Source organism: Pseudomonas sp. AOB-7, from assembly GCF_003696305.1.
GTDB lineage: Bacteria > Pseudomonadota > Gammaproteobacteria > Pseudomonadales > Pseudomonadaceae > Aquipseudomonas.
In genome coordinates, this window is record NZ_RFFK01000021.1 from 1 (window position 1) to 22826 (window position 22826).

Below are 22826 nucleotides of genomic sequence, written 5' to 3' on the forward strand. Positions count from 1 at the left end.
TGGCGGCGACTATGACGACGTCTTGCATGTGCTGGTCCTCGATTCGGTTCAGACAATGACCGGAAAGACGCTGATGGTCGCATGGCTGACCGTGACCGGCCAGCCACGCCTGCTAAGGCGCCAGGCGACGGTGGGCGCGCTGTGCGGCGCTGTTGCGCACGGCCCAGCGCAGCACGTTGGCGGTGCGCTGCACGCTGGCGCGGATCAAGGGCCGGCGCCAGGCCGCCTGGCGTTCGCCGAGCAGGTCGCTGGCCCAGTCCGGCAGCAGGTCGACACCGGCCTGCAGCATCAGGCTGCCGAAAGGCTTGGCCAGGATGCTGGGCATCGGCGCGGCGTAGAGCAGTCGCACCACTTCGCGGGTGCGCTCATCGCAGAGCAGGTGCGGGCGCAGGCGCTGCAGATAGTCGGCGATGGCCCGCTGCGATTTGGGCACGTCCTGCGCACCGAGGCGTTCGGCGATCAGCGCCACTTCGCGGTAGTAGCGATCCTGCTCGGCCACCGGCAGCCGCGGGTCGACGTAACGCAGGTAGCCGGCGAGAAACTGGCTGACCTCGGAGACGTGCACCCAGGTCAGCAGCTCGGGATCGCTGGCGCTGTAAGGGCGACCGTCCGGCGCGCTGCCGACCACCTGCAGATGAATAGTGCGCACCTTGTCGATCAGCTGCTCGGCATCGTGCAGGCCGCCGTAGGTGGTGCCAGCGATGAACAGGCTGGTACGGCGCAGGCGACCGAGCATGTCCTGGCGAAAGCTGGAGTGATCCCACACGCCGGCCAGCGCCAGCGGGTGGAGCATCTGCAGGAGCAGGGCGGAAATGCCGCCGACCATCATCGCGGTGAAGTCGGCGTGCACTTTCCACACCATCGACTCGGGGCCGAACAGGCCGGCATCACCGCGCGGCTGGTCGAGGTCGAGCACACCGAGCGAGGCGCCGGTGAGGCTGTGCACCTGTTTTTCGATCTGACGACGTAGGCTATCCATGGCGCGCAGTTTCGGCGCTTGGTCGGTGCAAGACAAGGCGCCCTTGTCCCGCATGCGCGGGACAAGGGCCTGCTGCATCAGCGGTTGAGCCGCTGGCCGATCAGGCTGTCGACCACGCTGGGGTCGGCCAGGGTCGAGGTGTCGCCCATGTTGTCCAGCTCGTTGCAGGCGATCTTGCGCAGGATGCGCCGCATGATCTTGCCCGAGCGGGTCTTGGGCAGGCCCGGCGCCCACTGGATCAGCTCCGGCTTGGCGAAGCTGCCGATTTCCTTGCCGACCAGGCTCAGCAATTCCTTCTTCAGCGCGTCGCTGGGCTCGCTGCCCTTCATCAGGGTGACGTAGGCGTAGATGCCCTGGCCCTTGACGTCGTGCGGGTAGCCGACCACCGCGGCTTCGGCCACCGCATCGTGCAGCACCAGGGCGCTTTCCACCTCGGCGGTGCCGATGCGGTGGCCGGAGACGTTGATCACGTCGTCGACGCGGCCGGTGATCCAGTAGTAGCCGTCCTCGTCGCGGCGCGCGCCGTCGCCGGTGAAGTAGTAGCCGGGGTAGGGCTTGAAGTAGGTGTCGATCATGCGCTGGTGGTCGCCGTAGACGCTGCGGATCTGGCTCGGCCAGCTGGCCTTGATCGCCAGTACGCCGGCGCCCGGGCCCTCGATCTCCTTGCCCTGCTCGTCGAGCAGCACCGGCTGCACGCCGAAGAAGGGGCGGGTGGCCGAGCCCGGTTTGAGCTCGGTGGCGCCGGGCAGTGGGGTGATCAGGATCGAGCCGGTCTCGGTCTGCCACCAGGTATCGACTATGGGGCAGCGCGTGTCGCCGACCACGTGGTAGTACCACTCCCAGGCCTCGGGGTTGATCGGCTCGCCCACCGAGCCGAGCAGGCGCAGGCTCGAACGCGAGGTGGCCTTGACCGGGCCTTCGCCCTCGCGCATCAGCGCGCGCAGGGCGGTGGGGGCGGTGTAGAAGATGTTCACCCGGTGCTTGTCGATCACCTGCCAGAAGCGCGAGGCGTCCGGGTAGTTGGGCACGCCCTCGAACATCAGGGTGGTGGCGGCGTTGGCCAGCGGGCCGTAGACGATGTAGCTGTGCCCGGTGACCCAGCCGACATCGGCGGTGCACCAGTAGATGTCGCCCTCGTGGTAGTCGAACACGTACTTGTGGGTCATGGCCGCGCCGAGCAGGTAGCCACCGGTGGTATGCAGCACGCCTTTCGGCTTACCCGTGGAGCCCGAGGTATAGAGGATAAACAGCGGATCCTCGGCGTCCATCGGCTCGGCCGGGCAGTCGGTATCGACCTCCTTGAGCGCCTGGTGGTACCAGAGGTCGCGGCCTTCCACCCAGGCCACCTTACCCTGGGTGCGCTCGACCACCACCACGGTGGAGACGTTCGGGCAGCTCTGCAGGGCCTGGTCGACGTTGTTCTTCAACGGAATGTACTTGCCGCCGCGCACGCCCTCGTCGGCGGTGATCACCGTGCGGCAGTCGGCATCGAGGATGCGGTCGCGCAGGGCATCCGGGGAGAAACCGCCGAACACCACCGAATGCACGGCGCCGATGCGCGCGCAGGCGAGCATGGCGTAGGCCGCCTCGGGGATCATCGGCATGTAGATGCACACCCGGTCACCCTTCTTCACGCCACGGCGCTTGAGCACGTTGGCCAGGCGGCTGACGTTGTGGTGCAGCTTGTTGTAGGTGATATGCGCCGACTCGGCCGGGTTGTCGCCTTCCCAGATGATGGCGATCTGTTCTCCGCGCTGTTCCAGGTGGCGGTCGATGCAGTTGTAGGCGACGTTGAGCTGGCCGCCCTTGAACCATTCGGCGTGGCCCTGTTTCAGGTCGCTGGCGTGCACCCGGTCCCAGGGCTGGAACCAGTCGAGGAAGGCCTTGGCCTGCTCGGCCCAGAAGGTCTCGGGCTGCTCGACGGATTGCCGGTACAGGCGCAGGTAGGCGTCGTTGTCCAGATGTGCGCGCTGGCGCACCGCGTCGGCCACGGGGTGGCGGGTGATCTCGAACATGGCGGGGTCCTTGTTGTTGTCTGTCCGCAACGTTCCCAAGGGTGCACCCAAGCAGGCGCTCGGTTCAAGTGCGTCGATTGCCTGAGCGCCGCGAGACCGGTCATGCCCGCGTCGGGGGCCTGGGTATCGCTGCGCTCAACCCAGGCCAGCAGATTGTGCGATTCAGCCGCGATGGTGCTCGCGGAAGTGCTCGATCAGGCCCTGGGTCGAGGCGTCGGCGGCGGCGCTGTCGACCTGGCCGACCAGGCGCTGGTAGACCTCCTTGCCCATCTCCTTGCCCAGCTCCACACCCCACTGGTCGAAGGCGTTGATGCCCCAGATGGCGCTCTGCACGAACACCTTGTGCTCGTACAGCGCCACCAGGGCGCCGAGGTTGAACGGCGCGATGCGGTTCATCACCAGGATATTGCTCGGCCGGTTGCCGGGAATCTCCTTGTGCGGCGCCAGGCGCTGCACCTCGTCCTCGCTCAGGCCCTTGGCGCGCAGCTCGGCCTCGGCCTCGGCGCGGCTCTTGCCCTGCATCAGCGCCTGGGCCTGCGACAGGCAGTTGGCGAACAGCCACTGGTGGTGGTCGGACAGCGGGTTGTAGCTGTTGACCGGGACGATGAAATCCGCCGGCACCAGCAGGCGGCCCTGGTGCAGCAACTGGTGGTAGGCGTGCTGGCCGTTGCAGCCGACGCCGCCCCAGATCACCGGGCCGGTGGCGATGTCCAGGGCGCTGCCGTCCTGGCGCACGCTCTTGCCGTTGGATTCCATGTCCAGCTGCTGCAGGTGCTTGGTGAAGTTACGCAGGTAGTGGTCGTAGGGCAGGATCGCGTGGCTCTGCGCGCCCCAGAAGTTGGTGTACCAGATGCCCAGCAGGGCCATCAGCACCGGCATGTTCTCCGCCAGGGGGGCCTGGGTGAAGTGCTGGTCCATGGCGTAGGCGCCGGCCAGCAGCTCCTTGAAGTTGGACACGCCGATGGCCAGGGCGATGGGCAGGCCGATGGCCGACCACAGCGAGTAGCGGCCGCCGACCCAGTCCCACATGGGGAAGATGTTCTGCTCGCCGATGCCGAACTCGATGGCCGCCGTGCGGTTGCTGGTCACGGCGATGAAATGGCGGTGCAGCTCTTGTTCCGGGCCGCCCATGGCCAGGTACCAGTCGCGCGCGGCCAGGGTGTTCTTCAGGGTTTCCAGGGTGCCGAAGGACTTGCTGGAGACGATGAACAGGGTGGTTTCCGGGTTGAGCCGGGCGGTCAGCTCGCGGAACTCGCTGCCGTCGATATTGGCCAGGTAGTGGCAGCGCACGCCGCGCTGGGTGAAGGGGCGCAGCGCCTCGGAGACCAGCTGCGGGCCGAGGAAGGAGCCGCCGATGCCGATATTGACCACCTCGGTGATCGGCTTCTCGCTGTAGCCGCGCCACAGGCCGCTGTGGATGCGGCTGACCAGCTCGGTCATCTGGTTCAGCACGCGGTGCACCTGGGGGATGATGTCCGCGCCATCCACCACCAGGCGCCGGCCGATCGGGCTGCGCAGGGCGGTGTGCAGGGCGGCGCGGCCTTCCGAGGCGTTGACCTGCTCGCCGTTGTACAGGGCGTCGATGGCGCCTTGCAGGTCGGCTTGCTCGGCCAGCTGGATCAGCAGCTCGAGGCTGCGTTCGTCGATCAGGTTCTTCGAGTAGTCCAGCAGCAGGCCGCAGCTGTTCAGCGAGAAGCGCTGGAAGCGTCGGGCGTCCGTGGCGAAGGCCTCGCGCATGCTGAACCCGGCCATCTCGGCGCGGTGCTGCTGCAGGGCGTGCCAGGCGGGCAGGCGGGTGACGTCGTGCGGCTGCTGGTAGTAGGCCATCGGGGCTCCTGATCCGGAAAAGCGAAAGGCCCGGAGTTATCCGGGCCTGGCGAGTGTAACCGGCGGTCTCGCGGCGCAGCTACTGGACGGGCAGTTCCACCAGCAGATTGTCGATCAGCCGGGTGCTGCCCAGGTGGGCGGCGGTGAGCACCACCAGCTGGCGGTCGTCGAGCTGGGCCGGACGCAGGCTGAGGGCGTTGCGGATTTCCAGGTAGTCCGGGACGAAGCCGGCGTCGCGCTGCTGGCGCTGGGCCGTCTCGATCAGTCGCGGATAGTCGCGGGCGCCGCGCTGCAGCTCGCTGGCGATGCCCTGCAGGCTGCGGTACAGCGCCGGGGCGGCGGCGCGCTGCGCGGCGTCGAGGTAGCCGTTGCGCGAGGACAGCGCCAGGCCGTCCTCGGCGCGTTGGGTCGGCGCGCCGATGATCTGGATCGGCATGTTGAGGTCGTGCACCAGTGCGCGAATCACCGCCAGTTGCTGGTAGTCCTTCTCGCCGAACACGGCCAGATCCGGTTGCACCATGTTGAACAGCTTGGTCACCACCGTGGCCACGCCCTCGAAGTGGCCGGGGCGGCTGGCGCCGCACAGGCCTTCGGAGACGCCGGGCACTATCACCCGGGTCTGGTCGGCCATGCCGTGCGGGTAGATTTCCGCCACATCCGGGTGGAACAGCAGGTGGCAGCCGGCGGCCAGGAGTTTTTCCTGGTCGGCGGCGAGGGTCCGCGGGTAGCTGGCCAGGTCCTCGCCGGCGCCGAACTGCAAGGGGTTGACGAAGATGCTGGCGACCACGAAGTCGGCGCGCTGGACGGCGGTCTCCACCAGGGAGACGTGGCCGGCGTGCAGGTTGCCCATGGTCGGCACGAAACCGATCTGCTTGCCCTCGGCGCGGGCCTGGGCGACGGCGGCGCGCAGGTCGCGCAGGGTCTTGACCGTGTTCATGCCGAGAACCCGTGTTCGGCGGCGGGGAAGCTGCCGTCCTTGACCGCCTGGACGTAGGCGGCGAGGGCGCCCTGGATGCTGCTCTGGCCGTCCATGAAGTTGCGCACGAACTTCGGCGCGCGGCCGGACAGCGACAGGCCGAGCATGTCGTGCTGCACCAGCACCTGGCCGTCGGTGGCGGGCCCTGCGCCAATGCCGATCACCGGAATCTTCACCGCCTGGCTGATTTCCGCGGCCAGTTCGCTGGGCACGCATTCGAGCAGCAGCATGGCGGCGCCGGCCTGTTCCAGAGCCATGGCGTCGGCGCGCATCTGCCGCGCCTGGGCCTCCTGGCGGCCCTGCACCTTGTAGCCGCCGAGGATGTTCACCGCCTGCGGGGTCAGGCCCAGGTGCGCGCACACCGGCACGCCGCGCTCGGCCAGCAGGCGGATCGGCTCGGCCAGCCAGCCGGCGCCCTCCAGCTTGACCATATGGGCGCCGGCCTGCATCAGCCGGGCGCTGTTGGCCAGCGCCTGCTCGGTGGTGGCGTAGGCCATAAAGGGCAGGTCGGTGATGATCAGCGCGCCCTGGTTGCCGCGTTTGACGCAGGCGGTGTGGTAGGCCATCTCCTCGATGCTGACCGGCAGGGTGCTGTCGTGGCCCTGCAGCACCATGCCCAGGGAATCGCCGACCAGCAGCACGTCGACCCCGGCCTGGCAGGCGGCCTGGGCGAAGGTGGCGTCGTAGCAGGTCAGCATGGCGATCTTGGCACCGCTGTGCTTGAGGCTCTGCAGGGTGGTCAGGGTAACGTCAGGCATTTCAAGGGTCCTCGCTCAGGCTCGGTCGCGGCTTCTAAGCGGCGGCAATCCGGCCTGGATTGGCATAAAGGTGCGCCCGGCGGCGGGCGACGGGACGCCTATAGTCCCGATGGGGGCAGGCGAAGTCAATTGCAGGTGTTACCCGGCTGTTACTGGCGTTACCGCCAATGCGCGCGAGCGAGGCGGACGCTAGAGCGGGCGCGGGCTTGCGCCCAGGGTCAGGGGGAGTGCCTGGAGGAAATCCGTGATGCATGGCTGCAGAGCCGCTGCGGATGCAATCGGGGAAATCCCCGGATTTCATCCGCGCTACTCGGCCAGGCGTTCCAGGCCGGTGAAGGGGCAGGCGGCCAGCAGTTCGCTCAGACGGCGGCCATCGGGCAGCTGCAGTTCGGCGGCGAGTTCGGCCAGGGGGTAGAGCACGAAGGGCCGCGCGTGCATATGGTAGTGCGGCACCGTCAGGCGTTCGTCGGCGATCGAGCGTTCGCCGAACAGCAGGATATCCAGGTCCAGGGTGCGCGGCCCCCAGCGTTCGGCCTTGCGCACGCGGCCCTGTTCCTGCTCGATACGCTGCAGGGAGTCGAGCAGCGTCCAGGGTTGCAGCGCCGTGTCCAGCGCCGCCACGGCGTTGACGTAGCGCGGCTGGTCGGGTGGGCCGAGCGGGTCGCTGGCATAGAAGGAGGAGTGGGCGAGCAGCCTGGTATCCGGCAACTGGGCGAGCGCGGCGAGGGCATCGCGCAGCTGCTGCAGCGGCTCGGCCAGGTTGCTGCCGAGGCCGATATAGACCCGCTCCATCATTCCTCGCCGACGCTGCCCGCGTCGTCGCGCTTGCGCCGACCGCTGCTGCGCCGGCGTTTGCGCGGCGCGTTGCCGGCTGCTTCGGGCTTGCCGGCGAGGTCGCGGATCATCTGCCGGCGCTGGCTGTCGCTGGCGTCCTGGTAGTCGGTCCACCAGTCGCCGAGGCCGCCGGTGTCCTCGCCGGCATGCTCGCGCAGCAGCAGGAAGTCGTAGCCGGCGCGAAAGCGCGGGTTGTCCAGCAGCAGGTCGGCGCGCTTGCCGCTGCGCCGCGGCAGGCGTTCCTGCATGTCCCAGATCTCGCGGATCGGGATGGTGAAGCGTTTGGGCACGGCGATGCGCTGGCACTGCTCGGCGATCAGCTCGTGGGCGGCTTCCTGCATTGCCGGGATCGGCGGCATGCCCTTGTCCTGCAGTTGCAGCACGCGGGCCGGCAGGGCCGGCCAGAGCAGCGCGGCGAAGAGGAAGGCCGGGGTCACCGACTTGCCCTGGGCGATGCGCTCGTCGGTGTTGATCAGCGCCTGGCGGATCAGCCGCTCGGTGTACTCGGGGTTGCGCTTGAGCGCCTCGCCGCTGGCCGGGAACAGCTGGGCGAACAGGTCGTGCTCGAGCAGCAGGTCGAAGGTGTACTCGGCGTAGCCGGCGAGCAGCAGCTTGAGCACCTCGTCGAACAGGCGCGCGGCGGGGATGTCGCGCAGCATCGGCGCCAGGCGGCGGATCGGCGCGGCGCTGTGCTTCTCGATGTCGAAGTCCAGCTTGGCGGCGAAGCGCACCGCGCGGAGCATGCGCACCGGGTCTTCCAGGTAGCGCTGCTCGGGGTCGCCGATCAGCCGCACCTGGTGGTTGCGCACATCGTGCATGCCGCGCGCGTAGTCGAGAATGTGTTCCTGGGACGGGTCGTAGTACAGCGCGTTGATGGTGAAGTCGCGGCGCTGGGCGTCGTCCTCCAGGCTGCCGTAGACGTTGTCGCGCAGGATGCGCCCGCTCTCGTGGCGCGCCGCCAGGTTGCTGTTTTCTTCGTCGTCGCCCTGCGGGTGGTTGGCGCGGAAGGTGGCGACTTCGATGATCTCGCGGCCGAAATGCACGTGAACGAGCTTGAAACGGCGGCCGATCACCCGGGCGTTGCGGAACTCCGCGCGCACCTGCTCGGGGGTGGCGCTGGTGGCCACGTCGAAATCCTTGGGCTCGATGTCCAGCAGCAGGTCGCGCACGCAACCGCCGACCAGGTAGGCCTGGTAGCCGGCCTTCTGCAGGCGTTCGACCACGCTGATGGCATGGCGGCTGATTTCGTTGCGGTTGATCGGGTGTTGCCGGCTGCTCAGCACCTCGGGGGTGCTGCGCGGGCGCTGCGCGCGGCGCAGGGGCGAGCGGAAAGACTTGAACAGCTTCTTCAGCATGGGATGCACTGTGTGGAGAAATGACCGGCCAGACGAAACGATGACCGCATGATTGCTGCGGATTCTAGCATCGTGTCGGGAGAAGGTGTGTAGAGCGGCAGGCGGGGATCCGGGGAGCGGAAGCTACTGGGGGAGCCTAAGCTCCCCCCCAAGTTGGTGCGTGCTTCGTTTTTATTGTTATTGAGGGCGCGTTGTTTTTGTTGTTTCGCCCTTCCCAAACGACCGTGGTCGGTTGGGTGCTCCCTGAAAGCGGGAGCCAATAGCAAACGGATTTCTTTGGACGCTGATGCTGCCATGACACTTGCGTGATCCAACCAGTACGGGTGCTGCCTCGGGGCAGTTTTATTGTTCTCGGCCTGGTCGTGGGGCGAACCCCAAGGGCAACTCCTCTCCAAAAGAATCAGTTAGCTGCGCCTCCATCTTGTTGTTCTTGTTGTTTTGGAGTCGTTACGTCTTGTTCTTATTGTGTGGGGCTTTGCTTGTTATTGTTGTTGTGCCAGAGATAAAGCAGATGCCGTGCCAGTTTTTGCGATTCCTTATAAATCAAGGGCTTGCTGCAGGTGGAGGGCGATCGGAGGGGAGAAAAAAGCCGGGTTTTCGTTACCATTAGACCCGGCTTTTGTTACGAGATATTGATTCGGTAACAACCTGCGGAACCTGCGCGCAGGTCGGTTGTCACCCGGCGCGCGCGGTCAAGGGCCGCTGGTCACGCCGGATTTGCGCCGGGGGATGCCCAGGCGCTGGCGGCGTTCCCACAGGCACTTGCGGCTGATGCCGAGCTTGCGCGCCAGTTCGGTCTCGGTCATGTGGTCCTGGTGCTCGAGCACGAAGTGCTGGAAATAGTCCTCCAGCGACAGGTCTTCGGTGGGCTCGTGGCTGTTGCTGCTGCTCTGCCCGGCAGCCGCTGGCAGGCCGAAGTCGTCGTCCAGATCGTCCAGCTCGATATCGATGCCCAGCAGGTCGGCGGAAATTTCCGCGCCCTCGCAGAGGATCACCGCACGCTCGATGGCGTTCTCCAGCTCGCGCACGTTGCCCGGCCAGGGGTAGTGACGGATGGCCTGCTCGGCATCCTGGGCGAAGCGCAGCGGCTCGCGGCCCATGCGCGTGCACTGGCGTGCGAGGAAGGCCTGGGCGATTTCGCTGACGTCGCTGCCGCGCTCGCGCAGGGCGGGCAGCTTGAGGGCGATGACGTGCAGGCGGTAGTAGAGGTCTTCGCGGAACTGGCCGGTCTTGGCCAGGGTCTTGAGGTCGCGGTGGGTGGCGGCGATCAGGCGCACGTCTACCTTCTGCGATTGCACCGAGCCGACCCGGCGAATCTCGCCTTCCTGCAGCACGCGCAGCAGGCGCGCCTGGGCCTCCAGCGGCAGTTCGCCGATCTCGTCGAGGAACAGCGTGCCGCCGTCGGCCGCCTCCACCAGGCCGGCGCGACCGGCGCTGGCACCGGTGAAGGCGCCCTTCTCGTGGCCGAACAGCTCGGATTCGATCAGGGTTTCCGGAATCGCCGCGCAGTTGACCGAGATCAGCGGCGCCTTGGCACGCTTGGACAGGTTGTGCAGCGCGCGGGCGACCAGCTCCTTGCCGGTGCCGGACTCGCCCTGCACCAGCACGTTGGAGTCGGTGGGAGCGACCTTGCGGATCTTGCCGTAGAGCTCCTGCATGGCGGCGCAGGAACCGATGATGCCGATTTCGCCGTTGGCGTTGTCCACGACCTTTTCGCTGCCACCGTTGCGTGGGCTGGCGGCGCTGACCGCGGCTGGCGCGCTCTTGGCTTCCTGGCGATCGCGCAGGATGCGCGCCACGGCCTGGAGCATCTCGTCGTGGTCGAAGGGCTTGGCGATATAGTCGACCGCGCCCATCTTCATCGAGTCCACCGCCGAGCGCAGGCTGGCGTAGCTGGTCATGATCAGCACCGGGGTGCCCTCGGCCAGTTTGATCAACTCGGTGCCGGGCGCGCCGGGCAGGCGCAGGTCGCTGACGATCAGGTCGAAGCCGGGAATGCCGTAGCGTTCCTGGGCTTCCTGTACCGAGCCGGCTTCGCTGACCTGGTACTGGTTGCGCTCGAGCAGGCGGCGCAAGGCAGAGCGGATAATGGTTTCGTCTTCGACGATAAGAATATGTGGCATCAATTCGGTCTCTCGACGGTCTCTGGTCGCTAGTTACATCGCTACGGACGTCGCCTCGACATGCCTTGGCAGGGTGACCCGAATACGAGTGCCGAGTTGGCGCTCGGGGTCGGCCGGGCTGTCGATTGTTATCTGCCCATAATGCTCTTCCACGATCGAATAGACCAGCGCGAGGCCCAGCCCGGTGCCCTCGCCGGGGTCCTTGGTGGTGAAGAACGGCTCGAACAGGCGGTCGATGATCGCCTTGGGAATGCCGCTGCCTTCGTCCTCGACGATCAAGTCGACGGTGTGTTCGCTGGCCTCGCTGCGCACGCGGATGGCGCCGCCGGGCGGCGAGGCGTCGCGGGCATTGGACAGCAGGTTGATCAGCACCTGGGCCAGGCGCTGCGGATCGCCCTCGGCCCAGTGCTGCGGGTCGCAGAGGTTGTAGAACTGGATGTCGAAGTTGCGCTTGTTCAGCGACAGCAGGCCGATGGCGTCCTGCGCCACGTCGGCCAGGCACACCGGCTCCTCGCTGCGCTGGTGGCTGCCGGAGTGGGCGAAGCTCATCAGCGACTGGACGATGCGCGACACGCGCTTGGTCTGCTCGAGAATCTGCCCGCTGATCTCGATCAGCTCGGGGTCGCTTTCGCGCTCCTCGCGCAGGTTCTGCGCCAGGCAGGCGATGCCGGTGATCGGGTTGCCGATCTCGTGGGCCACCCCGGCGGCCAGGCGGCCGATGCTGGCCAGGCGCTCGGAGTGCACCAGCTTGTCTTCCAGCAGCTGGGTTTCGGTGAGGTCCTCGACCAGCAGCACCAGGCCGCTGTTGCCCGGCGCCAGCGGCTCGTCGATGGCCGCCTTGTGCAGGTTGAGCCAGCGGATCTGGCCGTCGACGGCCAGGTGCTGCTTGTGCAGGTGCTGGTCGGGCAGTTCGATGAAGGTCTGCAGCAGGCCCTGCCAGGGCTCGGCCAGCGCCGACAGGCGCGAGCCGACGATGCGCTGCGCGGGAATCTCGGTGAGTTCCTCCATGGCCCGGTTCCACATCAGGATCTCCTGATCCTTGGCCAGCGAGCAGACGCCCATCGGCAGTTCCTGCAGGGTCTGGCGGTGGTAGCGGCGCAGCGCGTCGAGCTCGGCGGCCAGGCCGGTGAGGCGCGACTGGTAGTCCTCCAGGCGGCTCTCGATGAAGTGGATATCCTCGGTGACGTAGCCCTCGCTGCCGGATTTGTAGGGCAGAAAGGTCTCGACTATGTCCTGCGCCACGCTGGGGCCCATCAGGCCGGAGAGGTTGGCCTCGATGCGGTCGCGCAGGCGGCGCAGGGCATAGGGGCGGCTCTCGTCGAACGGCAGGTGCAGGTCGCGCAGGGCCTGTTCCACCTCGCGCTGGGCGGTCTTGGCGCCGAGCGGCTTGGCCAGCTGGGCGGCGAACTCCTGCGGCGACACCGCCACCAGCTCGCGCCGTTGCGGGCGGCGCACGTTGTCCACCGCGCAGGCCTCGGCGGCGCTCTTTTCCTCGGGGCTGGCCTCGGTGAACAGCGACACCAGGGTGAACACCAGCACGTTGGCCGCCAGCGAGGCGATGGCCGCCAGGTGCCAGCTGGCATCGTCGAGCACGTAGATGACGTTGAACAGCGGCAGGTAGAAGCCTTCCAGGTTGCCCAGCAGCGGCAGCAGCATGGTCAGCGCCCAGACGCCGATGCCGGCCAGCAGCCCGGCAAGAAAGCCGCGGCGGTTGGCGGTCGGCCAGTACAGCACCGAGAGCACGCCGGGGAGGAACTGCAGGGTGGCGACGAAGGCGACTATGCCCAGGTTGGCCAGGTCCTGCTGGGCGCCGAGCAGCAGGTAGAAGCCGTAGCCGGCCATGATGATGAAGGCGATCAGCGCGCGCCGCGTCCATTTCAGCCAGCGGTAGATGTTGCCCTCGGCCGGCGGCTGGTACAGCGGCAGCACCAGGTGGTTGAGCGCCATGCCCGACAGCGCCAGGGTGCTGACGATGATCAGCCCGCTGGAGGCCGACAGGCCGCCGACGTAGGCCAGCAGTGCCAGCGCCTCGCTGTTCACCGCGATACCGAGCCCTAAGGTGAAGTACTCCGGGTTGGTGGTGGCGCCGAGCTTGAGGCCGGCCCAGAGGATCAGCGGCACCGCCAGGCTCATCAGCAGCAGGAACAGCGGCAGGCCCCAGCTGGCGCTGACCATGGCGCGCGGGTTGAGGTTCTCGGTGAAGGTCATGTGGTACATGTGCGGCATGACGATGGCCGAGGCGAAGAACACCAGCAGCAGGGTGCGCCAGGGGCCTTCCTGCAGCGGCGTGTGCAGGGTCGCCAGTGCGGCCTGGTTCTGCACCAGCCACATCTCCAGCTCGCGCGGGCCGCCGAACACCTGGTACAGCGCGTACCAGCCGATCACGCCGAGGGCCACCAGCTTGACCAGCGACTCGAAGGCGATGGCGAACACCAGGCCTTCGTGCTTCTCGCGGGTGGCGATATGGCGGGCGCCGAACAGGATGGTGAACAGGATGATCAGCCCGCAGTAGCTCAGCGCGACCTTCTCCTGCAGCGGCTCGCGGCTGAGGATGCCGATGGAGTCGGCCACCGCCTGGATCTGCAGGGCCAGCAGCGGCAGCACGCCGATCAGCATGAACAGGGTGGTCAGCACCCCGGCCCAGGTGCTGCGAAAGCGGAAGGCGAACAGGTCGGCCAGCGACGACAGCTGGTAGGTGCGGGTGATGCGCAGGATCGGGTAGAGCAGCACCGGCGCCAGCAGAAAGGCGCCGGACACCCCCAGGTAGCTGGCGAGGAAGCCATAACCGTACTGGTAGGCCAGGCCCACCGTGCCGTAGAAGGCCCAGGCGCTGGCGTAGACGCCCAGCGACAGGGTGTAGGTCAGCGGATGGCGGATGATCCAGCGCGGAATCAGGCCGTGTTCGCTGACCCAGGCGACGCCGAACAGGATCAACAGGTAGCCGGCGCTGATCAGGATCAGCTCGCTCAGGCTAAAGCTCGTCAGCATCGCGTTGGCTCTGCAGGATGAAGGTGACGACGATCAGGATCAGCCACAGCAGGTAGGGCCGGTACCAGGCGCCATTGGGGTCGATCCACCAGTCCATGATGGCCGGGGAGAACAGGTAGATCCCCACCACCAGGATCAGAACCAATCGGTAGATATACATGCGGCATCTCGTCGGGGGATGCGGCGATGGTAAAGGAAGGCGCGCGGTGCAAGCCACAAACTTGAGGCCGTATGTAGGCTGCGCCGCGCGCACCTTCTATGAAGACCGGGCATACGGCCTCGGTGCGCGTAGCGCAGCCTACGCGGTTGTCAGCGCAGCTGCGCCTCGGCCAGGGTGCGGCTGCGCGGAATGCGGCTGGCGTCCCAGTGGGCGATGCCCCAGGCCAGCAGCTCGGCGGGCGCGGCGCCCTGCAACTCGGCGGGCGCTCGCTGGCCCAGGGCGCGCAAGGCGCGCAGCAGCAGGGGACTGGCCTGTTCGGCAGGCAGCGGCGGCGAGCGGTAGCTCTTGCCCAGCTTGTGGCCGTCGGGCTGGATGATCAGCGGCACGTGCAGGTAGCGCGGCTGCGGCAGCCCGAGCAGTTCCTGCAGGTAGAGCTGGCGCGGCGTGGAGTCGAGCAGGTCGGCGCCGCGTACCACGTCGGTCACCCCCTGCCAGGCGTCGTCCAGCACCACGGCGAGCTGGTAGGCGAACAGGCCGTCGCGGCGGCGGATGACGAAATCGCCCACCTCGCGTCCCAGCTGCTGGCCGAACTCGCCCTGCACGCGGTCGACGAAGCGGTATTCCAGCTGCGGCACGCGCAGGCGGATGGCGGCGCCATGCTCGGCGTGGCCGGCATCGCGGCAGGTGCCGGGGTAGATACCGCCGTACCCGGCCAACTGCTTGCGCGAGCAGGTGCAGGCATAGGCCAGGCCCTGAGCCAGCAGCCGCTCGATCACCGCGGCGTACTCGGCATGTCGATCGCGCTGGTACACCAGCTCGCCGTCCCAGGCGAAACCGTAGGTTTCCAGGGTGCGCAGGATGGCGTCCTGGGCGCCGGGCACTTCCCGCGGCGGGTCGAGGTCTTCCATGCGCAGCAGCCAGCGACCGCCGGCGGCGCGGGCGTCGAGGTAGGAAGCGAGGGCGGCGACCAGCGAGCCGAAGTGCAGGTAGCCGCTGGGGGTGGGGGCGAAGCGCCCGATATAGGAGTCGTTCATCGCTGGCGCAGCGTGAAGGGCAGAAACAGAGCGGGGCGCCTAGGCGCCCCGTCGTCGGTTCAGGAACCGATCTGCTTTTCCTTGATTTCCGCCAGGGTCTTGCAGTCGATGCACAGGGTGGCGGTGGGGCGGGCTTCGAGGCGGCGGATGCCGATTTCCACGCCGCAGGAGTCGCACCAGCCGTAGTCGTTGTCTTCGATCAGCTGCAGGGTTTCGTCGATCTTCTTGATCAGCTTGCGCTCGCGGTCGCGGGCGCGCAGTTCCAGGCTGAACTCTTCTTCCTGGCTGGCGCGGTCGGCCGGATCGGGGAAGTTGGCCGCTTCGTCCTGCATATGGTGCACGGTACGGTCGACTTCCTGCATCAGCTCCAGCTTCCACTTGTTGAGGATGCCGGTGAAGTGAGCGCGCATCGGCTCGCTCATGTATTCCTCGCCCTTCTTCTCTTCGTAGGGCTGGAAACCGCGAACCAGCTGGCTAGTGCTCTTTGCTTTTTCTTTGGTGGGCATGGATGACCGCCTCTCACTCTCTCGAATCCACTGCGCAGGTTATGTCCATTGCCGATCCGAACTCGGCCCTGCGGCTGCAAGCGGGCGAACTTACCAGATCGAATCGGGGTGCGCTACTCCCGGTTGTCCATGGTTTGCCGCCCTCGTACACAAAAGCTCGAAGCCCATCCGTGGTTTTGTCGAGCCCTGCTAGAATCCGCGCCTCGAAACCTCGCAAGGCAGGCCCATGGCTCAGCTCTACAGTGCGCGCAGTCGCGCCATCGAACCCTTTCACGTCATGGCCTTGCTGGCGCGGGCCAACGAACTGCAGGCCGCCGGCCACGATGTCATCCACCTGGAAATCGGCGAGCCGGATTTCACCACTGCCGCGCCCATAGTCGAGGCCGGCCAGGCGGCGCTGGCCGCCGGCCACACTCGCTACACCGCGGCGCGCGGTGTGCCGGCCCTGCGCCAGGCCATCGCCGACTTCTACGGTGCGCGACATCGGCTAAGCATAGACCCTGAACGCATCCTCATTACCCCCGGTGGCTCCGGCGCGCTGTTGCTGGCCGCGAGCCTGCTGGTCGACCCGGGCAAGCACTGGCTGCTGGCCGACCCCGGTTACCCCTGCAACCGCCATTTCCTGCGCCTGGTGGAAGGTGCCGCGCAACTGGTGCCGGTCGGCCCCGAGGTGCGTTACCAGCTGACCCCGCAACTGGTGGAGCGGCATTGGGATTCGGACAGCGTCGGCGCGCTGGTCGCCTCGCCGGCCAACCCTACCGGCACCCTGCTGCACAAGGACGAGATGGCGGCGCTGGCCGCCTGCCTCAAGCAGCGTGGCGGCCATCTGGTGGTGGACGAGATCTACCACGGCCTGACCTACGGCTGTGACGCTGCCAGCGTGCTGGAAGTGGACGACGAGGCCTTCGTGCTCAACAGTTTCTCCAAATATTTCGGCATGACCGGCTGGCGCCTCGGCTGGCTGGTGGCGCCGGAAAACGCGGTGCCCGAGCTGGAGAAACTGGCGCAGAACCTCTACATCAGTGCGCCGTCCATGGCCCAGCATGCCGCGCTGGCCTGTTTCCAGCCGGCCACCCTGGCGATTCTCGAAGAGCGCCGCCACGAGTTCCAGCGCCGCCGCGACTACCTGCTGCCGGCGCTGCGCGAGCTGGGCTTCGGTATCGCCGTGGAGCCTGAAGGCGCCTTCTATCTATACGCGGACATCTCGGCCTTCGGCGGCGACGCCTTCGCCTTCTGTCGCCACTTCATCGAGACCGAGTACGTGGCCTTCACCCCGGGGCTGGATTTCGGCCGCCACCAGGCCGGCCATCATGTGCGCTTCGCCTATACGCAGAACCTCGAGCGCCTGGAGCAGGCGGTCGAGCGCATCGCCCGCGGCTTGAGCAGCTGGAACCCCGATGCGCTTTGATCCGCCACTGGAGGAGGGGCGGCTGCTGCGCCGCTACAAGCGCTTTCTCGCCGATATCGAGAGCGTCAGCGGCGAGGCGCTGACCATCCACTGCGCCAACACCGGCTCGATGCTCAACTGCATGAGCGCGGGCTGCCGGGTGTGGTTCAGCCGCAGCAACGACCCCAAACGCAAGCTGCCGGGTAGCTGGGAGCTGAGCGAAACGCCACAGGGGCGCCTGGCCTGCATCAATACCGCGCGGGCCAATTCGCTGGTGGAGGAGGCGCTGCGCGCCGGGCTGATCGCCGAGCTGGCCGGTTTCGTTGCGCTCAAGCGCGAGGTGCCCTACGGGGTGGAGAACAGCCGCGCCGATTTTCGCCTGGATTACCCCGACGGCCCGGCCTATGTCGAGGTCAAGAGCGTGACCCTGGGTTTCCCCGACACGGACGTGGCGGCCTTTCCCGATGCGGTGACCGCGCGCGGCGCCAGGCACCTGCGCGAGCTGGCCGCGCTGGCGCGTGCCGGGGTGCGCACGGTGCAGCTTTACTGCGTGAACCTGTCCGGTATTCGCGCTGTGCGCGCCGCCGAGGAGATCGACCCGGCCTACGCCGCCGGCCTGCGCGAGGCCAGGGCGGCCGGCGTGGAAGTGCTGGCCTACGGCGCCGAGATCAGCCCCGCAGGTATCGCCCTGATGCGCAGGCTGGAGGTGTTGGCGTAGGCCGGACATGGTGCAGCCTTGTCTGGCACGGGAATGTGGCGACGGTGGACAAGCCTGCGGCATGTCCACCCTAGGCCTCTATCCAGATACCTTCGGCGTCCTCGCGGCACTCGATGGCCTGCAGCGCCTGCCCGGCGCAGGGCCCGGCGACGCATTCGCCGGAGTCGATCAGAAACAGCGCGCCGTGGGTGGCGCACTGGATCAGGCTGCCGCTGTCGTCGAGAAAGCGGTCCGCCTGCCACTCCAGCGGCACGCCGCGGTGCGGGCAGCGATTGAGGTAGGCATGCACGCGGCCGTCCTTGCGCACGGCGAGCAGGTTCAACTGGTCGAGCAGAAAGCCCCGGCTCTGGCCTTCGGCCAGCTCGCTCGGGGCGCATAGGCGGATCATCGCGGTCTCCGTTTCAGGTGGCGCGATTATCCCGCAGGAAGAAAGGGGGCGCATCCCTGCGCCAAGCAGAACCGCAGAACTGCCAGGACGCCGGGGCGCGTAAGCTGCGCCCTGGCTTGCTGTAGTAGTGGCCGCCGGTTGCCAGTAGACGATGCTTTCCGCCCAGTCGAGCGCGCCGCTGGCGTCCCGGGCCTGGAAGCGATGGTCGAACGACAGGCGCTGGCGCTCGTTGCTTTCGCGGGCGTCGTGTGAGCGGGGCAGGTGGCCGTGCCCTGGTTGATGCGGCTGTCGATGTCCTCTTCGCGCTCCAAGCGCTCGGCGGTCAGGCCCAGGCGGTGGCCGCCCTGCAGCTGCTGCAGCGGCTAGCAGGCGCTGTCCAGCGAGGCGCTGCCGGCGCTAGACCCGACCCTGCAGGTCGGCGGCCTCGGCTCGCGCGTGCCGGATGGGCTGGCGATGCTGGCCGCGGGCTTTTATCCTGCCAGCCAACCTCAGACCGCCGAAGCCCAGCGCCAGCCATGACTCCCACCCTTCAAGCACGCCCATTGTTCATCGCCCTGGGCCTGTTGCTCGTACTCGCACTCTGGCTGTCGCTGGCCCTGGGGCCGGTCAGCCTGGCGCTGGGCGATACCCTGCGGGCGGCCTTGCGCCTGCTCGGTCTGCCCCTGGCCGGCGACGCGGCGGTCGAGCAGGCCGAGCTGATCCTGGCGCAGATCCGCATGCCGCGTACCCTGCTCGGGCTGACGGTGGGCATGGTCCTGGCCTTGTGCGGGGTGGCCATGCAGGGGCTGTTCCGCAACCCGCTGGCCGATCCCGGCCTGGTCGGCGTGTCCAGCGGCGCGGCGCTGGGGGCGGCGCTCGCGATAGTTGGCGGCGCCGCGTTCGGCGGCCTGCCGGAGGCCTTCGCCCCCTATCTGCTGTCCGCTTGCGCCTTCGTCGGCGGCCTGCTGGTCACCGCCCTGGTCTACCGCCTGGGGCGGCGCGACGGGCAGACCAGCGTCGCCACCATGCTGCTGGCCGGCATCGCCCTCACCGCCCTGGCGGGGGCGGCCATCGGCCTGTTCACCTACCTCGCCGACGACGCCACCCTGCGCACCCTGACCTTCTGGAACCTGGGCAGCCTCAACGGCGCCAGCTACGCCCGGCTCTGGCCGCTGCTGCTGGCCACCGCGGCGGTGGCGCTGTGGTTGCCGCGTCGCGCGCGTGCCTTGAACGCGCTGCTGCTGGGCGAATCCGAGGCGCGCCACCTGGGTTTCGAGGTGGAGCGGCTCAAGCGTGAACTGGTGTTCTGTACCGCGCTGGGCGTCGGCGCCGCGGTGGCGGCGGCCGGCCTGATCGGCTTTATCGGTTTGGTGGTGCCGCACCTGATGCGCCTGCTGGTCGGCCCCGACCATCGTCTGCTGCTGCCGGCCTCGGCGCTGGCCGGCGCCAGCCTACTGTTGTTGGCCGACCTCGCCGCGCGCCTGGTGCTGGCGCCGGCCGAGCTGCCGATTGGCATCGTCACCGCGCTGATAGGCGCGCCGTTCTTCCTTTATCTGCTGGTGCGGGGGCGGAGCTGATGCTGCGGGCCGAACAACTGGAAGTCCGCCGCGGCCAGTGCGCCGTGCTCAGTGGCATCGACCTGCAGCTGCAGGCGGGCGAGGTGCTCGGCGTGCTCGGCCCCAACGGCGCCGGCAAGAGCACCCTGCTCGCCGCCCTGGCCGGCGAGCTGCCGCCCAGCGCCGGGCGGGTGAGCCTGGATCGGCGTCCGCTCGGCGACTGGCCGGGGGCGGAGCGCGCCAGGCGGCTGGCGGTGCTGCCGCAGAGCTCGAGCCTGAATTTCGCCTTTCGCGTCGAGGAGGTCGTCGCCATGGGCCGCCTGCCCCATGCCAGCGGCCGCGCGCGCGATGCGCAGATCGTCCAGGAAGCGCTGCGTGCGGCGGATGTCGCGCACCTGAGCGGACGCAGCTACCTGGCGCTGTCCGGCGGCGAGCGCCAGCGCGTGCACCTGGCGCGGGTGCTGGCGCAGCTGTGGCCGGGCGGGGCAGGGCAGATACTGCTGCTCGACGAGCCGACCGCGATGCTCGACCCGCTGCACCAGCACACCTGCCTGCAGGCCACCCGGCGTCTGGCCGAGGCTGGCGCCGCGGTGCTGGTGATCCTCCACGACCTCAACCTGGCCGCCCGTTATTGCGACCGCCTGCTGTTGCTGGAGCGGGGCAGGGCGCATGCCTTCGGCACGCCGGCCGAGGTGCTGCGTGCCGAGCCGCTGCAGGCGGTGTTCGGTCTGGAGGTGCTGGTGCAGACTCATCCCGAGCGCGGTCATCCGTTGATCGTGGCGCGCTGACGATTCAGGGGCATCCATGCGCATCCTTCTGCTCTGCTGTCTGGTTCTGGTCGCAGCCTGTCAGTCCCGCGAGGTGCTGCCGCCGCCTGCGCCCATCGCGCCGCTGGGGCGCGAGCACGCCGACCTCGGCCGCATCCTCGAGCTGGCCAGCGGTCGCTCGATCAGCCCGCAGCAGCTGGTCGAGCAGCTAGCAGGGGCCGAGCGGGTGCTGGTCGGCGAGCAGCATGACAATCCCGATCACCATGCCCTGCAGCTGTGGCTGTCACGCGAGCTGGCAAAACGGCGCCCGCAGGGCAGCGTGCTGCTGGAAATGCTCACGCCCGATCAGCAGGACAAGGTCGCCGCCGCCCAGGCCGCCGCCCGCGCCGGTCGACTGCCCGGCGACCCCTTTGGCGCGCTGAGCTGGCAGCCGGGCTGGGACTGGTCGTTGTACGGGCCGCTGGTGTTGCACCAGCTGCGCCAGCCCTATCCGTTGCTGGCGGCCAATCTGCAGCGCGCCGAGATTCTGCAGATCTACCGGCAGCGGCCGGCCCTGCAGGGCGAGCGCTCCGCGGCGGCGCAGGTGCAGGCCAGGCTGCTGGAGGATATCCGCGAGTCGCATTGCCAGCTGCTGCCGGACAGTCAGCTGCCGGCCATGCTCGCCGTGCAGCAGCAGCGCGACCGACGCATGGCCGAGGCGCTGCTGGCGGCGCCGCGGCCGAGCCTGCTGCTGGCCGGGGCCTTCCATGTGCGCAAGGATCTGGGCGTGCCGCTGCACCTGGCCGACCTCGGCGCCGGCGCGGGGCAGGCGGTGCTGATCCTCGCCGAGGTCGGCAAGCCAGTTAGCGCCGCGCAGGCCGACTACGCCTGGTTCACCGCGGCGCAGCCGCAGCAGGATCACTGCGCCAAACTGCGACCCTAGGACCTGTCGCCGAGTCACCTGGCCAGCACGCACTCGCCGCAGGCAGTACGCCGACGGCCAATGGCGGACTGTTCGCCGGCGTTCCCGAGCCCGCCCTAGGGGCTTCTGCACAGGCAAAAAAAGACCCGGCAAGAGCCGGGTCAATAACCGTGATTAGCCTGATGAGGAGATAGTCTGAAGAGTCCGACTGAATGGTCTCTTTAGCTTATCGGCTGATCTCGCGACCAGTTGAGATAATAATAACAATTCTCATTTAATAGTCAACGGCTTTTTGAGAATTTTTCTCAGCGCCTTTTCCTGTGCCCAGAAAGGCAAACCCACGGCGCCTGGCCGGGGTTGGTGTGCCGCGCGCGGACTCAGGACGCAGCCGGCTGGCGCAGCTGGGTGACTTCCTTGTTGAGCAGGTCGATGCGCCGCGCCATGCTCTCGATCAGGCTGTGGGCGATGCGCGGGTTGCTCTGCATCAGGCTGAGGAATTGCTCCTTGGGAATCACCATCACCGTGCAGGGCTCGCTGGCCACCACCGTGGCGCTGCGCTTCTCGCGGGTGAACACGGCCATGGCGCCGAAGATCTCGTCCTTCTGCACGTCGCCGACCTTCTGCCCGTCGACGTAGGCCTCGGCGTGGCCCTCGATGATGATGAACACGTGATCGGCTTCGTCGCCCTGGTGGATCAGCTCCTCGCCGGCGGCGAAGTGCTGGAAACCGGTGGCCGGGCGAATCTCCGGCTGCTTCAGGCGCGCCAGGGCGTCGGAGAGCAGGGCGGTGTGGCCGATCAGGTAGTGGATGAACTGTTCCTGGCGCTGCTCGCTGGCGTAGATGTGCTGGAACACTTCGCTGCGCGAGTAGGGAATCAGGCTGATCGGCTCCTCGCTGCTGTAGCGGCAGCTCGGCAGGTCGATGCCCTGGCGCAGGCCGACCAGGTCGCCTTCCTGCAGGTAGAACAGCGGCCGTTCGTCGACTACCGCGTGGAGCAGGCCATTCTCGATGATGAACAACTGGTTGCCCGGCAGCACCTGGGCCAGGTCCTCGACCCGTTCCAGACGCAGCGGCGCACCGACGGCCTGTAGCCCTTCCAGCAGCTGCGTGGGGATGCTCTGCAGGCGGTTGATCAGCTGATCGGCGTAGGCCGGTTGCTCCCCGAGTAAATACATAACCGTAATTCCTTGAACTGGCTGGGCTGGCTGACCACACGAAGGTCCCTGAAACAATAGGCTGCGGCGCCTTGCGCGTAAATCCTCTCGCGCTGGGGTTGTGAGCTAGCTCTTGTTGTAGCTCTGGGCTTCGTCGAGGCGGCCGTTGAGTTCGGCCTTGTGCGCCGGCGGCAGCTCGTTCCAGTGCACGTCGAGCAGGGCGCCCTCGATGGCGTAGAGCAGCACCTTGGAGGCGCGAAAACCGCGGGCGCGCACCGCACGATAGGCGCCGACCGCGCCGTAGCGACGCAGGTCGTTGGCGCTGTGGATGCCGACGGCGTGCAGCCATTGCGCCGAGGTCTTGCCCAGGTTTTTCAGGTGTTGCAGCTCGTCGTTCATCGGGCCTCCATGCATGGCGTGA

20 protein-coding genes are annotated in these 22826 nt (G+C 67.8%); 5 read left to right on the forward strand and 15 right to left on the reverse strand.

Annotated elements, in window-relative coordinates; all coding sequences use genetic code 11:
- Positions 1-112: 112 nt before the first annotated feature.
- The 12 genes from EA796_RS22020 to dksA form a co-directional block, all read right to left on the reverse strand.
- Positions 113-979: an oxygenase MpaB family protein gene (locus EA796_RS22020; protein WP_122110190.1), complete on the reverse strand. Its 867-nt coding sequence runs from the start codon at positions 977-979 to the stop codon at positions 113-115.
- 77 nt (positions 980-1056) lie between these two features.
- Positions 1057-2994, reverse strand: a complete 1938-nt coding sequence (gene acs / locus EA796_RS22025) for an acetate--CoA ligase (protein ID WP_122110170.1) — start codon at positions 2992-2994, stop codon at positions 1057-1059.
- A 162-nt stretch (positions 2995-3156) separates the two neighbouring features.
- Positions 3157-4821: a glucose-6-phosphate isomerase gene (gene pgi / locus EA796_RS22030; RefSeq protein ID WP_122110171.1), complete on the reverse strand. Its 1665-nt coding sequence runs from the start codon at positions 4819-4821 to the stop codon at positions 3157-3159.
- Between the two features lie 79 nt (positions 4822-4900).
- Positions 4901-5758 (reverse strand): pantoate--beta-alanine ligase, encoded by an 858-nt coding sequence (panC, locus tag EA796_RS22035; protein WP_122110172.1) that lies wholly within the window; start codon positions 5756-5758, stop codon positions 4901-4903.
- Positions 5755-6555 (reverse strand): 3-methyl-2-oxobutanoate hydroxymethyltransferase, encoded by an 801-nt coding sequence (gene panB, locus EA796_RS22040; protein ID WP_122110173.1) that lies wholly within the window; start codon positions 6553-6555, stop codon positions 5755-5757. The genes panC and panB overlap by 4 nt, the downstream gene beginning before the upstream one ends.
- A gap of 306 nt (positions 6556-6861) precedes the next feature.
- The gene (folK, locus tag EA796_RS22045) at positions 6862-7350 is read right to left on the reverse strand and encodes a 2-amino-4-hydroxy-6-hydroxymethyldihydropteridine diphosphokinase (RefSeq protein WP_122110174.1); all 489 of its coding nucleotides are present in this window, start codon (positions 7348-7350) and stop codon (positions 6862-6864) included.
- Positions 7347-8744, reverse strand: a complete 1398-nt coding sequence (locus EA796_RS22050; protein WP_021441862.1) for a polynucleotide adenylyltransferase PcnB — start codon at positions 8742-8744, stop codon at positions 7347-7349. Before EA796_RS22050 ends, folK begins: the two co-directional genes overlap by 4 nt.
- A 692-nt stretch (positions 8745-9436) precedes the next feature.
- Complete coding sequence (locus EA796_RS22055) at positions 9437-10867, reverse strand: sigma-54 dependent transcriptional regulator (RefSeq protein WP_122110175.1); 1431 nt, start codon at positions 10865-10867, stop codon at positions 9437-9439.
- 33 nt (positions 10868-10900) lie between these two features.
- The gene (locus tag EA796_RS22060; RefSeq protein ID WP_021441860.1) at positions 10901-13855 is read right to left on the reverse strand and encodes a sensor histidine kinase; all 2955 of its coding nucleotides are present in this window, start codon (positions 13853-13855) and stop codon (positions 10901-10903) included.
- Positions 13839-14015 carry a hypothetical protein gene (locus tag EA796_RS22065; RefSeq protein WP_003244646.1) on the reverse strand — a complete coding sequence of 59 codons (177 nt, stop codon included), beginning with the start codon at positions 14013-14015 and terminating at the stop codon, positions 13839-13841. Before EA796_RS22065 ends, EA796_RS22060 begins: the two co-directional genes overlap by 17 nt.
- A 149-nt stretch (positions 14016-14164) precedes the next feature.
- A complete protein-coding gene (gene gluQRS / locus EA796_RS22070) occupies positions 14165-15049 on the reverse strand; it encodes a tRNA glutamyl-Q(34) synthetase GluQRS (protein ID WP_122110176.1) in 885 nt (294 codons plus the stop codon).
- 59 nt (positions 15050-15108) lie between these two features.
- On the reverse strand, positions 15109-15555 hold the full coding sequence (gene dksA, locus EA796_RS22075) for an RNA polymerase-binding protein DksA (protein WP_021441858.1): 447 nt from the start codon (positions 15553-15555) through the stop codon (positions 15109-15111).
- 226 nt (positions 15556-15781) lie between these two features.
- On the opposite strand from dksA, the gene EA796_RS22080 reads away from it, so the two are divergent.
- On the forward strand, positions 15782-16963 hold the full coding sequence (locus EA796_RS22080) for a pyridoxal phosphate-dependent aminotransferase (protein ID WP_122110177.1): 1182 nt from the start codon (positions 15782-15784) through the stop codon (positions 16961-16963).
- Complete coding sequence (gene sfsA, locus EA796_RS22085) at positions 16953-17660, forward strand: DNA/RNA nuclease SfsA (RefSeq protein ID WP_122110178.1); 708 nt, start codon at positions 16953-16955, stop codon at positions 17658-17660. The genes EA796_RS22080 and sfsA overlap by 11 nt, the downstream gene beginning before the upstream one ends.
- A gap of 70 nt (positions 17661-17730) precedes the next feature.
- On the opposite strand, the gene EA796_RS22090 is transcribed toward sfsA, so the two are convergent.
- Positions 17731-18048 (reverse strand): Rieske (2Fe-2S) protein, encoded by a 318-nt coding sequence (locus EA796_RS22090; RefSeq protein WP_021445512.1) that lies wholly within the window; start codon positions 18046-18048, stop codon positions 17731-17733.
- Between the two features lie 515 nt (positions 18049-18563).
- Here EA796_RS22090 and EA796_RS22100 point away from each other — a divergent pair.
- The 3 genes from EA796_RS22100 to EA796_RS22110 are packed head-to-tail and all read left to right on the forward strand — an operon-like array spanning position 18564 to position 21272.
- Positions 18564-19604, forward strand: a complete 1041-nt coding sequence (locus EA796_RS22100) for an iron ABC transporter permease (protein ID WP_122110179.1) — start codon at positions 18564-18566, stop codon at positions 19602-19604.
- On the forward strand, positions 19604-20371 hold the full coding sequence (locus tag EA796_RS22105; protein WP_122110180.1) for a heme ABC transporter ATP-binding protein: 768 nt from the start codon (positions 19604-19606) through the stop codon (positions 20369-20371). Before EA796_RS22100 ends, EA796_RS22105 begins: the two co-directional genes overlap by 1 nt.
- Before the next feature lie 16 nt (positions 20372-20387).
- Positions 20388-21272, forward strand: coding sequence for a ChaN family lipoprotein (locus EA796_RS22110; protein ID WP_122110181.1), 885 nt, complete (start codon positions 20388-20390; stop codon positions 21270-21272).
- Positions 21273-21628: 356 nt separating this feature from the next.
- Here the strand turns inward: EA796_RS22110 and EA796_RS22115 are convergent, their stop codons facing one another.
- Positions 21629-22426, reverse strand: a complete 798-nt coding sequence (locus EA796_RS22115) for a cyclic nucleotide-binding domain-containing protein (RefSeq protein WP_021445780.1) — start codon at positions 22424-22426, stop codon at positions 21629-21631.
- Positions 22427-22531: 105 nt separating this feature from the next.
- Complete coding sequence (locus EA796_RS22120) at positions 22532-22804, reverse strand: TfoX/Sxy family protein (protein WP_021445779.1); 273 nt, start codon at positions 22802-22804, stop codon at positions 22532-22534.
- Positions 22805-22826 lie beyond the last annotated feature (22 nt).

Bases quoted from the DNA above. Each gene is read 5' to 3' on its own strand.
- EA796_RS22020 (WP_122110190.1), bottom strand. From the start codon at position 979: ATGGATAGCCTACGTCGTCAGATCGAAAAACAGGTGCACAGCCTCACC.
- acs (WP_122110170.1), bottom strand. From the start codon at position 2,994: ATGTTCGAGATCACCCGCCACCCCGTGGCCGACGCGGTGCGCCAGCGC.
- pgi (WP_122110171.1), bottom strand. From the start codon at position 4,821: ATGGCCTACTACCAGCAGCCGCACGACGTCACCCGCCTGCCCGCCTGG.
- panC (WP_122110172.1), bottom strand. From the start codon at position 5,758: ATGAACACGGTCAAGACCCTGCGCGACCTGCGCGCCGCCGTCGCCCAG.
- panB (WP_122110173.1), bottom strand. From the start codon at position 6,555: ATGCCTGACGTTACCCTGACCACCCTGCAGAGCCTCAAGCACAGCGGT.
- folK (WP_122110174.1), bottom strand. From the start codon at position 7,350: ATGATGGAGCGGGTCTATATCGGCCTCGGCAGCAACCTGGCCGAGCCG.
- EA796_RS22050 (WP_021441862.1), bottom strand. From the start codon at position 8,744: ATGCTGAAGAAGCTGTTCAAGTCTTTCCGCTCGCCCCTGCGCCGCGCG.
- EA796_RS22055 (WP_122110175.1), bottom strand. From the start codon at position 10,867: ATGCCACATATTCTTATCGTCGAAGACGAAACCATTATCCGCTCTGCC.
- EA796_RS22060 (WP_021441860.1), bottom strand. From the start codon at position 13,855: ATGCTGACGAGCTTTAGCCTGAGCGAGCTGATCCTGATCAGCGCCGGC.
- EA796_RS22065 (WP_003244646.1), bottom strand. From the start codon at position 14,015: ATGTATATCTACCGATTGGTTCTGATCCTGGTGGTGGGGATCTACCTG.
- gluQRS (WP_122110176.1), bottom strand. From the start codon at position 15,049: ATGAACGACTCCTATATCGGGCGCTTCGCCCCCACCCCCAGCGGCTAC.
- dksA (WP_021441858.1), bottom strand. From the start codon at position 15,555: ATGCCCACCAAAGAAAAAGCAAAGAGCACTAGCCAGCTGGTTCGCGGT.
- EA796_RS22080 (WP_122110177.1), top strand. From the start codon at position 15,782: ATGGCTCAGCTCTACAGTGCGCGCAGTCGCGCCATCGAACCCTTTCAC.
- sfsA (WP_122110178.1), top strand. From the start codon at position 16,953: ATGCGCTTTGATCCGCCACTGGAGGAGGGGCGGCTGCTGCGCCGCTAC.
- EA796_RS22090 (WP_021445512.1), bottom strand. From the start codon at position 18,048: ATGATCCGCCTATGCGCCCCGAGCGAGCTGGCCGAAGGCCAGAGCCGG.
- EA796_RS22100 (WP_122110179.1), top strand. From the start codon at position 18,564: ATGACTCCCACCCTTCAAGCACGCCCATTGTTCATCGCCCTGGGCCTG.
- EA796_RS22105 (WP_122110180.1), top strand. From the start codon at position 19,604: ATGCTGCGGGCCGAACAACTGGAAGTCCGCCGCGGCCAGTGCGCCGTG.
- EA796_RS22110 (WP_122110181.1), top strand. From the start codon at position 20,388: ATGCGCATCCTTCTGCTCTGCTGTCTGGTTCTGGTCGCAGCCTGTCAG.
- EA796_RS22115 (WP_021445780.1), bottom strand. From the start codon at position 22,426: ATGTATTTACTCGGGGAGCAACCGGCCTACGCCGATCAGCTGATCAAC.
- EA796_RS22120 (WP_021445779.1), bottom strand. From the start codon at position 22,804: ATGAACGACGAGCTGCAACACCTGAAAAACCTGGGCAAGACCTCGGCG.